Origin of the sequence: Rhizobium sp. CCGE531, from assembly GCF_003627795.1 — a bacterium.
Taxonomy (GTDB): domain Bacteria; phylum Pseudomonadota; class Alphaproteobacteria; order Rhizobiales; family Rhizobiaceae; genus Rhizobium.
Map to the genome: position 1 here is coordinate 70,911 of NZ_CP032688.1, position 14,524 is coordinate 85,434.

Genomic DNA, 14,524 nt, shown 5'->3' on the forward strand with positions numbered 1-14,524 from the left:
ATGGTGCAGCCAATCTGGGAGGATATGCGGCGTGCTCAATGACCAAGCGCATCAGACTAAGTTGCCCTATTTCTATCCGTTCAAGTTCGGAACCGGCAAAATAACGGTGCTTTCGGACGGACCGTTGGAATTGGGCGACCCGCGGGAGAATTTCCTTGGGGTCGACGCGGCCACGGTGACGGAAATGCTCGACAGGAACTTCCTGTCCAGTTCGTCGGTAACCCTCGAGCAGAACATCCCGCTGGTCAAAATCAACGGAAAGACCATCCTGTTCGACACCGGGATGGGGACGTCGAAGATTTTCGGGCCGACGACCGGCCGCTTGCTGAAAAGCATGCAGGAGGCAGGCATCGCCCCCTTGGAAGTCGATGCCGTGGTGTTGTCCCACGCACACATCGACCACACCGGCGGACTTTGCGATCAGGACGGCAAGCTTAATTTTCCCAACGCGGAGATCTTCATAAGCGAAAGCGACTTCGATGACTGGACCGACGGAGGCAAGCTTGATGCCGGTTTCAAGGCTCAGGTGGAAAATGCCCGGAGAAACCTTCTTCCACACCGTGATCGGATAACGCATTTCGTGGACGGTCAGGAGTTCCTGCCGGGCGTGCACGCGGTGCACGCTCCAGGCCACACCTTGGGCCACTTCTGCTTCCTCATGCAGTCGGGCAGCGATCGGCTCTGCTTCCTCGGCGATCTGACCCATCATCATATCCTGTTGATGGAACGCCCGTGGATGGAGTTCAAGTACGACACCGATCCCAAGCTCTCGGCGCGCTCGCGCACCCGGGTGCTGGATATGCTCGCGACCGACCGCATACCCGTGATGTCCTATCACTTTGCGTGGCCCGGGCTCGGCAACGTTGCCCGGGAGCGGGAAGGCTTCCGCTACGTACCCGCCGCCATGCAGATGCTCTCGAGATAGGAATAAACGACAATGCAGATGAAATCAGTCATTCTCCGAGAGTCAGGGCTTCCCAAGCCGTATGCAAGTTCGCGACCTCTCAGTGTCGAGACCGTCGATCTGACGCCTCCTGGCAATCTTGAGGTCCTGGTCAAAATCAAGGCCGCTGGTGTGTGCCACTCCGACCTGTCGGCGATAAATGGCGACCGACCCCGCCCGTTGCCTGTCGCGTTGGGGCATGAAGCGTCCGGCATTGTCGAAGAAATCGGACCCGGTGTCGATACAGTGAAGGTTGGCGATCACGTCGTGATGTCGTTCCTGCCCATCTGCGGACACTGCGATTACTGCGCGGGAGGACGCGCCAGCCTCTGTGAGCCGGGCTATCGCGCAAACGCCGCCGGGACATTGTTGAACGGTAGCAAGCATATCCGTCTTCGCGGCTACGATATCAACCATCACAGCGGCGTATCGGCGTTTTCGGAATACGCGGTCGTGTCGGCGCATTCGGTCGTCAAGATCACCAAAGACGTGGACGTCACGATGGCGGCCCTGTTCGGATGCGCCGTCATGACAGGCGTCGGTGCCGTCGTGAACACATGTGGCGTGAAGCCGGGACAGTCGGTCGCCGTCATCGGCCTGGGAGGCGTGGGCTTGTCGGCGGTCCTTGGAGCGGTGGCCAGCGGGGCAAGCGATATCGTCGCCATCGATTTGATGCCGGAAAAGCTTGAGCTGGCTAGGTCGCTGGGCGCGACGCGTACCTTCCTGGCAACCTCGCCGGATGTGGTCGGCGAGGTCAAGGAAGCGACACGCGGGGGAGTGGACTACGCCATTGAAATGGCAGGATCGAGCAAAGCGTTCGAAACCGCTTATGGCACTACGCGGCGCGGCGGCACGACAGCCACAGCGGGTCTGGCCAATGTGAACACCAAATTCGAGATCTCGCCACTTCCTCTTGTCGGGGAAGAACGCATCATCAAAGGCAGCTATATGGGATCCTGCGTGCCTTCGCGCGATGTTCCCCGTTATATCGACCTGTTCCTCAAAGGTCGGCTGCCCGTGGAGAGACTGCTGTCCAGCACTGGCCCGCTTGAGGAAATCAACGAGGCCTTCGACCGGCTGGACCGTGGCGAGGTGATTAGGCATCTGCTGGTACCCTGAGTCTCAGCAAGGAGCGAGAATTTGACCGACTGGAAAGTCCTGGCGATACATTACGGCACTGCGGTTCGGCCCGTTGGCGAACTCGGCCTGGAAGCAGGAGATCCCCACGACGCCCCAGGCAGGATCGAGTATTTCGTTTGGTTGATCCGCCATGGGGAACGCCTGATCCTTGTTGACACCGGGTTTAGCCCGCAGGAGGCCCAAAGGCGCGGGAGGACCATGTTGATCCATCCGGTCGAAGCACTTGGCCAGCTCGGGATTTCCGCATCGTCCATTACCGACGTCGTCATCACGCATCTTCACTATGATCACGCGGGGAACCTTGCGGACTTCCCCGAAGCCCTGTTCCACTTGCAGGATCGGGAGATGGCCTACGGTACAGGACGATGCATGTGCCATGATCGTCTTCGGCGTCCCTTTGCTGTGGACGCCGTCGTCGCTGCGGTCCGCCTGACGTTTTCCGGCAGGATGCGCTTCCACGACGGGAACGGCGAGATTGTGGAGGGGCTCACCATCCATCTCGTCGGCGGACACTCCAGGGGCCTTCAGGTCGTGAGGCTGGATGATGGTGATGCCGTCGTCGTCATCGCATCGGACGCGCTCCATTTTCAACGTTATCTGGAGCACGACGACGTCTTTCCACTTTTCGCCGATTACCCCGACGTACTGGAGGGATACCGAACTCTCCGTGAGCTTTCAGGACCGTCCGGAATACTCGTACCGGGCCACGATCCCGCAGTCCTGACGGGTTTTCCATCGCTGTCATCCGATCTCGCGTTTGCTAAGGTTCTACGGTAATGGGGACGCTTGGAATGTCCGGTAAGAGACCAGGCTAGGGTGTTCTTCGCTTTTGTCAGACAATCGGGTTGTCTCATCGGGATAACCCACCATATAGTACCATGACTTGCGCGGCCGGTTCCGGCCTTGGTAAAACGGACTTTTGGATCCGATGGGTGATATGGATTTACAGATTGCACGGCAGAGTGCCACTTTGCGCACTCAGGTAGAAGATAAACTGCGGCAGGCGATATCCAGCGGCCGTTTCAAGCCGGGTCAGCGCCTCGTTGAGCGAGAACTGTGCGAGTCGATCGGTGTCGGACGGACATCCATCCGCGAGGCGCTTCGACAACTCGAGGCCGAGGGCCTTATTACCAGCTATCCGCACCGCGGTCCCGTCGTCAGCACTATCACGTACGAAGAAGCCGCTCAGCTCTACAGCGTCAGGGCTTTGCTCGAGAGCTACGCCGGAAAAGAATTCGCTGAAAACGGAACCGCCCAGGATATCCATACACTCAATGAGGCGGTTGCCGAGTTCGCCGAAGCCGCGGCGAGCGGCGGCGGGAGCAGGCTCATCAAGGCGAAAACCGCGTTCTACGACTGCCTGATGCAAGGGAGTGGAAACGTCTTCGTCAAGCAAATGCTGACATCGCTCCACAATCGGGTGACTCTCCTGCGCATGACGTCGATGACGCAGCCGGGGCGCTTGAACCACAGTGTGGAAGAGATAAAGGAGATCGCTGCGGCCATTACTGACCGAAACGGAGCGAAAGCCGCCGCAGCCTGCAAGTACCACATCGATATGGCGGCTAAGGTCGCGCTGGACTACCTTCGTAAAACCTCCGAAAACGACGGCGATTGAAGAAGCGGCAACGCCCGGTATTGACAGATTGTCTGATAATCTGCTTATTCGAAGTCATGGCGCTGCCGACGCGTGCGGCCTGGCGCTCGTTCGAACAGGGAGGTTGCTTTGGGCACTTTTAATGAATTGCGGTCCCGCATGGCGGAGGCTCTCGGGGATCAGGAATTGCCCCGGCTCACGCCAGACCTGACGATGAGCATAGCCTTCTACGTTGGCGATCAGATGATCACCCTCAATTTCGCTGAAGGCGAGGCGGCGATCTTGGGGGAAAGCTTTGACCCCCAGGTGATAGTGAGGGCCGCTCCGGACGCATGGGAGCAGGTTTTGATGACGCCGCCGCCGGCGACCTTTCATTCCTTTACGGCGTTGCAGCTTGCAAATCCTCTCTTCGAGATCGCCGGCTCACCGCTCGCCCTCGCGAAAGCACGCCCGGCCCTGGAGCGGGTGTTCGAGCTCGTCGTCACGTCCCCCGAGATGAAAGCGGAGCGTGCGCAACGCGACCTGCGTCAAATCCGGGGGCAGTATGCCGTCGTCGATATCGATGACATCCCCCATGAAATATATTATGAAGAAGCAGGCGAGGGGGTGCCGGTCCTGTTTCTTCACACCGCCGGAGCAGATAGCCGCCAATTCATGCCTCAATTGGCGGACACCGAGCTTGCGAAAAACTACAGGCTGATCGCGGTTGACCTACCATTCCACGGTCGGTCCATGCCGCCGCTGACATGGGACGGAGCACCCTACAAGCTCACGGCATCGCTCTACCTGAAATGGTGCACGGCCATACTCGAACAGGTCGTTCGCGAAAAGGCGATTGTCGCGGGTGGGTCCATGGGCGCGGCAATGTCGCTGGTTCTCGCCGCGGAACGACCGGAGCATATCCTCGGAATCGTGGCGATCGAGCCACCTTTCCGCTCCAAGGGACGCCGGAACCCATACCAGCACAACGTGAACGTACACGGCTCACTTCATAACTCGGCGTATGTCAGAGGGATCATGAGCCCGCTTAGCCCCGCAGGGGAGCGCAGGAGGTCAAGCTGGATCTATTCGCAGGGAGCACCCGGAGTTTACCCAGGCGATCTTTCCTTCTACAGCGACGAGTTCGACGGAGCAGTGACAGCTCCCCGTATTGACCCATCACGCACCCCGGTGGCGCTGCTCTCGGGCGACTATGACTACTCAGCCACGCCGGCCGACGGTGTCAAGCTCGCCGAACTTATTCCGGGATGCCTCCACCTGGTCATGGGCGGTCTGGGTCACTTTCCAATGTGCGAACACCCGAATTTCTTCCGGAGCTATCTTGTAAAAGGGCTCGAGTTCGTCCGGCAAGCGGCGCGCTAAGCGGTCGGACTGACTCTGGTCGCCCGGTGCAGAACGCCGGGCGATCGAATGCGAAAGTAGGCTAACGCATAACCCGGCTCTGCAATTGGCGTCCCGGCGATGACGCAGGCGGCATCCCTCCCGCGCTCCCGAAAAATTCCCGCTTATCTGGCTGAAGGATCAGGCGCGGCGAGGCGCCTATAAAGGGCTGTAGCGACGTTTCATCGCAGGATTGTGATCACGCAGCCTCGCGCGTGATCTCTATCATTTCCCACCGCGGTCTCTGAGTTTCCGACACGTCGTGCCACAGTAAAAATGCCTCCCGGGGTCAAGGCGAAGGCACCCGTCAGCACCGATGTGCTTAGCGCACCAGGTGGTTCCCGATCGACGATCCTCCGTCGACGGTGAGAATGCTTCCGGTCGCAAACCGCGAGCGGTCCGAAGCGAGGAAAAGCATCGCCTCCGCGATCTCTTCCGGGTTCCCCATCCGGTGTAGGGCTGCACGGGCGTTGAAGTCCTCCCGCAGGGCTTGCGGGTCTGCCGCTTCGGCGAAAATCTTGGTGAAGTAGGGCGAGTCGATCGTTCCGGGGGCGACAGCGTTGACGCGGATCCCGTCCTTTGCGTGGTCCAGCGCCATGGCTCTCGTGAGTGCCGAGATCGCGCCTTTCGACGCCACGTAGGCCGTGCGGTTAGCGATGGCTGACACTGCCGTGTATGAGGTCGTGTTAATAATCGATCCGCTGCCCTGTTCCGCCATAATCGGAACGACGTATTTCGAGCAGAGGAAGATCCCCTTCACGTTCACCGCCATGATCCGGTCCCAGTCGGATTCGGCGATGGTCGTGACGTTTCCGGTCATTCCGAACCCCGCGTTATTGACGAGAACGTCAATACGCCCCCATTTTTCCTTAACCGACCTGACCAACGCCTCGACTTCGGCGGACGAAGACACATCGGCTTTTAACGCGATCGCATCTGTTCCGAGGTCTCGGGCGACGTCTCGCGCGGCATCGATGTTGACGTCGACGACGCCGACCTTAGCGCCCTGGCGCGCAAACAGTTCAGCTGTTGCGCGCCCGATCCCGCTGCCAGCCCCGGTTACCACACATACTTTCGATTCCAGATCCATAATCGTCTCCTCTTTCAATGCCCCGAGAAAACATTTTCGCAGACAATCTGTCAATGACGAATAAAACGTGTTGACAGATTGTCTGCTAATCTGCTTATCTTGGGCTACCGAAAGACTTGGGGAGGTAACCATGGCTGGTGCTGAAATAGCAGCGCAAGCGGCGTTCAAGACCGCTTTACGCCGGTTCACATCGACAATTTGCCTGATCACGACGGAATGGGAAGGTGCCCGTTACGGCATGGCTGCAACTGCCGTCCAATCGGTGACGGCTGACCCGCCGACCCTCCTGGTTTGCATCAACCAATCTGCTTCGATCAGCGGCCCGCTCAAGCTGGCGGGAAAATTCGCGGTCAACATGCTGCATCTAAGCCATGCGCCTTTGGTTCCGCTGTTCAGTGGAAAACTGAAGGGAGAGGAGAGGTTCGCGCATGGTGGGTGGATCACGGCTGGCGGAGTTCCCATCCTTGGCGACGCCCAGGCCGCATTCGTTTGCAGCCTCAACTCCGCCGTTACCGTCGGCACCCATGACGTCGTTCTCGGCGAAGTGGTCGAGGCCCGGTTTATCGAGAATATTGCCCCACTCCTCTACGAGGATGGGAAATTGGTTAGATCGGCCGCGCTGATCGATGCTGCCGCCTGAAACGTCTGGCCGAGCTTTTCGGCCTGTGACATCCACCAAATGCCCTTGGGCCGATAATGAGGAGTTTGATCCGTGACTATTGCCACCGATGTGAAATCGCAAGTGAATGGGCGTCCCGTCAGTGAACGGTTCGAAAAGGGTCTGCAGACCCGTCGGGAGGTTCTCGGCGGTGCATATGTCGACGCTTCGGTAAACAAGGCGACCGAGTTCAACTGGCCGATGCAGGAGCTTGTCACCGAGTATTGCTGGAACGAGATCTGGAACAGGCCGGGCCTCGACCGCCGTTCGCGCAGCCTTCTCAATCTTGGCATGATTTCCGCCCTTAACCGCCCCCACGAGTTGAAGCTGCACGTTCGCGGCGCGATCAATAACGGTCTCAGCAAGGACGAGCTTCGCGAAGTCTTCCTTCAGGTCGCGATCTATTGCGGCGTGCCGGCGGCGATCGACAGTTTCCGCGTCGCGCAGGAAGTCTTCGAGGACATGGGCATCTAATCGGTGCCCGGCTTTCGGGCCGGGAACACACCTACTCTGTGGAGGAGACTTCAATATGACGACCAGCGATGATTTCCGTGCCGCCGGAAACCCTATGTTTAACGGCAACAAGCTGAAGCTTGGCGTATTTGGAACAAATTGTTCGAGCGCATGCGCCATCACCACCGCGGAATCAACGTTCGAACCGACCTTCGAACACAATGTCGAAATTGCCAAAAAGCTCGAAGCTGCCGGATGGGAATGCATGGTGCCGATCGCCCGGTGGCGCGGTTTCGGCGGGCCGACGAACTTCAACGGCGTGAACATGGACACGTTCACGTGGGCCGCGGCCCTGGCTGCCGTGACCACGAAGCTGCAGTTTTTCTCCACGACGCATATCCCGACCCTGAACCCGATCGTCGCGACGAAGATGGCAACGACGATCGACAATATTTCGAAGGGCCGATACGGCCTGAACCTGGTGACGGGTTGGTTTACTCCGGAAATGGAGATGTTCGGCGTTCCGATGATGGAACACGACACCCGCTACGAATATGCCACGGAATGGATGGAAATCGTTGACACTCTGTGGAAGAAGAACGGGGTGACCTATGACGGCCAGTTCCTCAAGGTGAAAGACGCGTTCAGCGAGCCGAAGCCCTTTAACAAGGAGACGGGCCGCCCGGTCCTCATCTGCGCCGGTTCCTCGGGCAAGGGCCTGCACTTCACCGCGAAGTTCTGCGACTTCAACTTCGGCTTCATGCAGGACATGGAATCGGGCGCAGCCTGGGTGAAGAAGGTGAAGGAACTGGCTCGCGAGGAATACAAACGCGAACTCGGAACCTTCACCGCGTGCCCGGTCGTCGTTCGCGAGACCGAAAAGGAAGCTCGGGACTACTATGACTACTACGTGAACCAGAAGGGCGACTGGGAAGCCTGCGAAAACATCTGCGAGGTTCTTCAGGTTCAGTCACAGAACCACTCGGAGGAGATGTACCAGAAGTTCAAAGAACGCTTTATCGCTGGCTGGGGCGGCTACCCGATCGTCGGAACGCCGGAACAGGTCGCCGACAAGCTCGTCGCATTGAGCAATACGGGCGTCGACGGCGCGCTTCTCACAATGGTCGACTACAACGAAGAACTGCCGTTCTTCAACGACCGCGTCATGCCCCTGCTGAAACAGGCTGGCCTCAGGAACTAACCGTTCCGCGGGCGGCGCAAGCCGCCCGCCACCAATCCGAAATCGAAACACGTTTCACTAATTCCGTGGCTCGACGCCAACGGCGTCAACTGCTGTAGCGGATGCAAAGAGGGGAGGAGACCCTACACATGCTGAAGAAGGTTTACACCGCATTGAGCGTGATCATCGGGCTAGGCCTGATGACCACCGCCGCATTCGCGGACGGCTTAGACTCGCTACCACAGGACCAGAAGCAGCTTTACAAGCTCGTGGACCCGGCAATTCCCCTCGGTGGTACGCCGCTCAAGGATTTTGTGGCGAAGCGGCCGCCGCCGTGGAAAATCGGCTACGCATCCACTTATGCCGGCAACACTTGGCGTGCCCAGATCCTCACTGAACTGAACGAGGTTCTGCTTCCGAAATACAAGGAGGCTGGACTGGTATCTGAGCTTGTCGTCACGCAGTCCGATCTGAAGGACGCGACGCAAATCCAGCAGATGCGCCAGATGGTCGACGACGGCGTCGATGCTATCATCATCTGCTGCTCGAACGTGACGGCTATCAACCAGACCATCGAATACGCGCACTCCAAGGGCGTTCCGGTGTTCTCATTCTCGGGTTACGTGACATCGCCCTACGCGATCAATGCGACCGAAAACAACACCCAGGGCGGCTACACGGCCGCGAAATGGCTGGCGGAGGAAATTGGCGGCAAGGGCAACGTGCTGACGGTTTCGGGCATCCCGGGCTTCGCATCGTCGGACAGCTTCAATGTGGGTGCCAAGAAGGCGTTCGACGAGTACAAGGACATCACCGTCGTAGGCGATGTCGCTGGCAAGTGGACCGATCAGGTCGCCCAGGTCGAAGTCCAGAAATTCCTCGCGACCAACCCTACCGAAATCGCAGGTATCCTCGTCCAGTCGGCCTCAGAAAACGGTGTCGTCAACGCGGTCCAGCAGTCCGGGCGCGACATGATGCCAATCGTCCTCGGCGGCGAGGCGTCGGCGGCGTGCTACTGGCGTAAGAATCCCGACTTCATCAGCCAGAGCTTCCATTTCTGGCCGCCGCGGGCCGATGCTCGCCTGGTGTGGGACGTGATGATGAGGACGCTCCAAGGCCAGGGGCCGAAGATCCAGTCGATCCTGCGACCGGCTCTTCCCTACACGATCGACGATGTGAAGGAAGCAATTTCGGAAGATTGCGATCCGAACTCCACGGCGTGGATCGAGCCCAAGGGCGATGCATGGTGGCCCGCGGACGTAGCAGCACAGTACTTCGAGCGCCCGGAAGATCCGCTGGCCTGGCGGCCGAAGAAGTAATCGACGACCTCCCAAGTTGTCCCGCGACCTCCGCGCCGGCTTCATCCGTCGGCGCGGAGGACCTACGATGAGGAACCAGAAGTTGGAATTCCACAAGATACAGCGTTTGCCCCCTTACGTCTTCGACCAGGTGAACCGCCTTAAGTCCAGCGCGCGCGCGGCCGGAGCCGACATCATCGATCTTGGAATGGGCAATCCCGATCTTCCCACGCCAAGCTGGGTTGTGGACAAGCTATGCGAAGCGGTGCAGCACCCACGCACGCACCGCTATTCGGCTTCCAAGGGCATTATCGGGCTTCGCCGCGCGAAGGCTGCGTATTACGCCCGCCGGTTCAATGTGAAGCTTGATCCGGATACCCAGGTTGTTGCGACGCTCGGGTCCAAGGAGGGGTTTGCGAACATGGCACAGGCCATAACCGCCCCCGGGGATGTCATTCTCTGTCCGAACCCTTCCTATCCAATCCATACGTTCGGATTTCTGATGGCAGGGGGCGTGATAAGGTCGGTACCGGTCGAGCCGGATGAGACCTTCTTCCAAGCTCTCGAAATGGCGGTGCGGCATTCGGTACCGAAGCCTCTGGCGCTCATCATAAGCTACCCGTCGAACCCCACCGCTCGCGTCGCGACGCTCGACTTCTATAAGGACGTCATCGCCTTCGCGAAGAAGCACGATCTCATCGTTCTGTCGGATATCGCCTACGCTGAAATCTATTTCGACGGTCCGCCGCCGCCGTCTGTTCTCGAAGTCCCCGGCGCGATCGACGTGGCCGTCGAGTTCTCCTCGATGTCGAAGACATTCTCCATGCCCGGTTGGCGCGTTGGGTTTGCGGTGGGCAACGAACGACTCATCCGAGCGTTGACGCGCGTGAAATCGTACCTGGACTACGGAGCATTTACGCCGATACAGGTCGCCGCCGCTCATGCCCTAAACTCGGGCGGGGAGGACGCCGCGCGGGCCCGAGACATCTACAGGACGCGCAGAGATACACTGGTGAAGACCTTTGCCGATGCCGGGTTCGACGTTCCCGCTCCTGCGGCGACGATGTTCGCATGGGCGAAGATACCCCCGGATTTCCGACACCTTGGCTCGCTGGAGTTTTCGAAACTCGTGCTCGAGAAGGCACAGGTCGCGATTTCGCCGGGTATTGGTTTCGGCGAGATGGGTGACGAATACGTACGGCTGGCTTTCGTGGAGAATGAAGACAGAATCCGGCAGGCTGCACGGAACCTGAAGCGGTGGCTTTCTGCGAGCGCGACCGCCACAACTCGATAAAGCGATGAAAGGATTTTGAAGATGCCGATCCTCGGATCTTGCCAATGTAAAGCGGTCCAGTACGAAGTGTCGGAACTGGATGGCCCGATGTGGAACTGCTTCTGCCAGACATGCAGAAAGTCCCATGCCGCCGATCATAACACTGCCGCCAAGGTGAAGAGTGAGAACTTCAAGCTGATTTCCGGCGAGGATGTCCTTCACAGCTTTGAGTCGACCCCTGGAAAACTGAGGTGGTTCTGCTCACGGTGTGGTTCGCACGTTTATGCCGAACGGCCTGCCAACCCGGAGATGAAGGTGCTGCGGGCAGGCACTTTTGACACTGATCCTGGTTCGGTTCCTATGTCCAACGTCTGGCTGTCCCACGCCAGACCGTGGCTAGCTCACGACCCCGCGAAGGAAAACTTCGAAGAGTTCCCGTGATCCTTTCACGGTTGCGCGCGCCAGGGGCCGATTGACCACGAGTTCGATCTGCCCGTCCCCCAGCGTGGAAGGGCTCGCTGATCGAATGGCACTTGCCGCGTTCGACGCGTGGAGGCTGGGATGTTCCGTATGCCCCAATCGAAACGGTTGGCTTCATCAGATTATCGGACACCCTCAATAGCGCTTTGGTCCTCTCTTGCTCGCGAAGGCCACCAGCTCGCTTCCGTTCTGGGCGGAACTCCGGTTGCAAACCTCTAACCGGCGCCAGGTGCGTGACAACGTGCTTTTGCAACTTTGAGGGCGTCGAGCGACCGACCAATTTCATCGAAACCAACTCGACATCCCGATATGGGCATGGCGGCGCTATTGACAGATTAGCAGACAATCTGTCATTCTAAAGTTCACCGAGTGTGTTCTCGGAGCGTTCAAAGACGGCAGTCACAATTGAGCAAGAGGCCCGGGCATCGGATGTCCTGGCGCGATTTGCTGCTGCCTAGGAGGGAGGATCGGCATGACGAATGACGTCGCCGTAAGCATGACGGCCGTTGCCAAATCGTTTGGCGAAACGAAGGCTTTGAAAAAATGCGATTTTGTCGCCAGGGCAGGAGAGGTGCACGCGATCGTTGGCGAGAATGGCAGCGGCAAGAGCACCATGGCGAAGATCATGTCCGGAGTTATCGCTGCCGATGCAGGATCTGTCCTGATCCTTGGCAAGTCCATCACCTCGCCAGTCGATGCCAAAGGGGTTGGTCTCGCGACGATCTTCCAGGAAGTCCTTGTCGCCGATGAGGCAAGTGTCCTCGACAACCTTTTCGTGGGAAGCGAGGACCTGTTCTCGCTTCGGAAATCCTCCAAGGAACGTGAAAGCGTTGCGCAAGGCCTTCTGGACCGCCTGGTGGGAAAGCCTGTCGATCTCCGGCAGAACGTCGGTGAACTTCCGCTCAGCATCAAGCAATGGATCGTTATCGCCCGGGCCGTTCTGAGGAAACCCAAGGTCTTGATCCTGGACGAGTCCTCGGCTGCACTCGATCTCGACGCGACCGTAAGGCTCCACGAAGAGATCGATCGGCTCCGTTCCGAGGGGTGCGCGGTAATCATCGTCACGCACCGCATCGCCGAGCTCGTCCGGATCGCCGATCGGGCGACAATACTGAGAGACGGTTTCACTGTGGGTGTCCTTGAGAAATCCGAGATCACCGAGGCCAATCTCCTGCGCATGATGACCCCTCAAGACCGCCAGATTTCCGCCGCTGCTTCAACGTCTGCACCGGGCCTGTCGGGTGATCTCAAGGAGGTTCTTTCCGTCCATGGCGCGCGCCCCCAAGAGGCATCGCAACCGTTCGACTTCGTCCTTCCGGAGGGATCTATCGTGGGCGTTGCGGGGCTGGACGGCCAGGGCCAGGACGCCTTCGTGCGACTGGTCGCAAGGATTATGTCGCCGTTCGGAGGGGAGGTCCGGATCCTGAATAGGGAAAGCACCGGCTTCGTCACAGTCGGCGCGCTCGACGACGCCGCGAATAACGGCATTGTGTACGTATCCGGAGACCGGAAGCGGGAAGGAATTTTCCCACAGCAGAGCATTTTCGAGAACCTCGCCATCGGTATCTACCAAAAAAACCTAGGGCCGTTCGGTGTCATCAGGCGGAAAAAGCTGAAGCAGACCTTTGCCCGGGAGGTCGAGCGGCTCCGCGTCAAGATCGGGCACCCGGACAACCGGATTACGTCCCTTTCCGGTGGCAACCAGCAGAAGGTCCTGATCGGTCGTGCCTTCGCCAATGATCCCAGAGTGATCGTTCTAAACGACCCTGCTCGAGGCGTAGACCTCAACACCAAACGCGACCTGTATCGCGAGCTTCGGCTGTTTGCCGAAGGTGGCGGCTCGGTAATCTACCTTTCAAGCGAGATCGAGGAGTTTCTCGGTTTCGCCGATCGCGTTGATGTCTTTCACAAAGGGAGCATCCATCGTTCCCTCGACGGCCCCGACATCAACGAAGAAACCATTCTCGCTGCAATGTTCGGCCGCTCGGTTGCCGACACCATGGAATTCTCCAAAGAGAGAAAGGCACACTGATGTCGCAACGTTTTGGATTTCCTGCGCTCGACAGGTCGCTGACCGTACCGCTCGTTCTTTTCGGAGTGTTGCTCGTCGCCGCAGCCGTGCTCTCGCCGCGGCTGTTCACCGCAACCGGAATGGGCGGAGCAATCATCGTCGCAGCACCTTTGATCCTCACGACGTTGGCCCTGACACCGATCGTGATGGCAGGCCGCGGTTCGGTCGACCTGTCCGTTGGCCCGCTGATGGGTTTCGTGAACGTCACCCTGATCGGCTGGCTCTCGGCAAGTGGTTACACGTCTCCGCTCGCGGTGATTTGCTGGGTGGTGGCAATCGGCGCACTCTACCAGTTGCTGCAGGCGCTCATCATCATCTACGTCCGGGTCGCCCCCATCATCGTCACGCTCTCCAGCTTCCTCGTCCTTTCAGGCTTGAACCTCATGGTCATGTCAAGGCCGGGCGGCGTTGCGCCGGACTGGATGATGACGTGGGGAGCAGGAACGACGATCTTATCTCCGGTGCTGATCATCGTCTTGGCGGCGTTGGCTCTTTGGGCCGTTATGCGCCGGACCACCTTTTACTCCCACCTCCGCATGACAGGCGCTGACGAACGGATGGCCTACACGAGCGGGGTGAAAGTCGACACCGTACGCATCTGCGCCCATCTCCTCGGCGGCGTCTTCGTCGGCCTTGCCGCGCTCAGCTATACGGCATTGATCTCTTCGGGCGATCCCACCCAGGGAAGCAGCTACACGCTCCAGGCGGTTACCGCCCTGGTGCTCGGTGGCGCAAACCTGGCTGGCGGGAGAGGGGGAGCTTTGGGGTCCACGCTTGGTGCGCTGAACATGTTCCTCATCTCGTACCTGCTTTCCGCCTTCAGCTTCGGAAGCGTGACGGGGTTCGTGACGCAAATGGCTTTCGGCCTGATCCTCGTGGCATCGCTCCTCGTCAACGTATTCATGACGGCCCGGCGCACGGCTTTCTAAGGAGGACTAGTAATGACTTCACTCGCAACGGA

Annotated in this window: 14 protein-coding genes; 13 read left to right on the top strand and 1 reads right to left on the bottom strand. The window is 59.0% G+C overall.

Features of this window, described 5'->3' with window-relative positions:
* Positions 1-31 precede the first annotated feature (31 nt).
* The 5 genes from CCGE531_RS33035 to CCGE531_RS33055 all read left to right on the top strand — a co-directional run bounded on the left by CCGE531_RS33035 (position 32) and on the right by CCGE531_RS33055 (position 5,042).
* Positions 32-925, top strand: a complete 894-nt coding sequence (locus CCGE531_RS33035) for an MBL fold metallo-hydrolase (RefSeq protein WP_120671081.1) — start codon at positions 32-34, stop codon at positions 923-925.
* Between the two features lie 12 nt (positions 926-937).
* On the top strand, positions 938-2,062 hold the full coding sequence (locus tag CCGE531_RS33040) for a zinc-dependent alcohol dehydrogenase family protein (protein WP_120671082.1): 1,125 nt from the start codon (positions 938-940) through the stop codon (positions 2,060-2,062).
* 21 nt (positions 2,063-2,083) lie between these two features.
* A complete protein-coding gene (locus CCGE531_RS33045; protein WP_120671083.1) occupies positions 2,084-2,860 on the top strand; it encodes an N-acyl homoserine lactonase family protein in 777 nt (258 codons plus the stop codon).
* Between the two features lie 151 nt (positions 2,861-3,011).
* On the top strand, positions 3,012-3,701 hold the full coding sequence (locus CCGE531_RS33050) for a GntR family transcriptional regulator (RefSeq protein WP_007636440.1): 690 nt from the start codon (positions 3,012-3,014) through the stop codon (positions 3,699-3,701).
* 108 nt (positions 3,702-3,809) lie between these two features.
* On the top strand, positions 3,810-5,042 hold the full coding sequence (locus CCGE531_RS33055; RefSeq protein WP_120671084.1) for an alpha/beta hydrolase: 1,233 nt from the start codon (positions 3,810-3,812) through the stop codon (positions 5,040-5,042).
* 340 nt (positions 5,043-5,382) lie between these two features.
* On the opposite strand, the gene CCGE531_RS33060 is transcribed toward CCGE531_RS33055, so the two are convergent.
* Entirely contained in the window at positions 5,383-6,150 is a 768-nt protein-coding gene (locus tag CCGE531_RS33060; RefSeq protein ID WP_120671085.1) for an SDR family oxidoreductase, read from the bottom strand.
* Positions 6,151-6,280: 130 nt separating this feature from the next.
* Here CCGE531_RS33060 and CCGE531_RS33065 point away from each other — a divergent pair, with 130 nt between their 5' ends.
* The 8 genes from CCGE531_RS33065 (at position 6,281) to CCGE531_RS33100 (ending at position 14,492) form a co-directional block, all read left to right on the top strand.
* Positions 6,281-6,790: a flavin reductase family protein gene (locus CCGE531_RS33065; protein ID WP_120671086.1), complete on the top strand. Its 510-nt coding sequence runs from the start codon at positions 6,281-6,283 to the stop codon at positions 6,788-6,790.
* Positions 6,791-6,862: 72 nt separating this feature from the next.
* A complete protein-coding gene (locus CCGE531_RS33070) occupies positions 6,863-7,282 on the top strand; it encodes a carboxymuconolactone decarboxylase family protein (RefSeq protein ID WP_007636445.1) in 420 nt (139 codons plus the stop codon).
* 55 nt (positions 7,283-7,337) lie between these two features.
* Positions 7,338-8,462 (top strand): LLM class flavin-dependent oxidoreductase, encoded by a 1,125-nt coding sequence (locus CCGE531_RS33075; protein ID WP_120671087.1) that lies wholly within the window; start codon positions 7,338-7,340, stop codon positions 8,460-8,462.
* A 128-nt stretch (positions 8,463-8,590) separates the two neighbouring features.
* On the top strand, positions 8,591-9,760 hold the full coding sequence (locus CCGE531_RS33080) for an ABC transporter substrate-binding protein (RefSeq protein WP_120671088.1): 1,170 nt from the start codon (positions 8,591-8,593) through the stop codon (positions 9,758-9,760).
* A gap of 67 nt (positions 9,761-9,827) precedes the next feature.
* Positions 9,828-11,033 (top strand): LL-diaminopimelate aminotransferase, encoded by a 1,206-nt coding sequence (locus tag CCGE531_RS33085; RefSeq protein ID WP_120671089.1) that lies wholly within the window; start codon positions 9,828-9,830, stop codon positions 11,031-11,033.
* Positions 11,034-11,054: 21 nt separating this feature from the next.
* Positions 11,055-11,453: a GFA family protein gene (locus tag CCGE531_RS33090; RefSeq protein ID WP_028753485.1), complete on the top strand. Its 399-nt coding sequence runs from the start codon at positions 11,055-11,057 to the stop codon at positions 11,451-11,453.
* 511 nt (positions 11,454-11,964) lie between these two features.
* The gene (locus CCGE531_RS33095; protein ID WP_120671090.1) at positions 11,965-13,524 is read left to right on the top strand and encodes a sugar ABC transporter ATP-binding protein; all 1,560 of its coding nucleotides are present in this window, start codon (positions 11,965-11,967) and stop codon (positions 13,522-13,524) included.
* Positions 13,524-14,492, top strand: a complete 969-nt coding sequence (locus CCGE531_RS33100; protein ID WP_120671091.1) for an ABC transporter permease — start codon at positions 13,524-13,526, stop codon at positions 14,490-14,492. Before CCGE531_RS33095 ends, CCGE531_RS33100 begins: the two co-directional genes overlap by 1 nt.
* Positions 14,493-14,524: the final 32 nt, after the last annotated feature.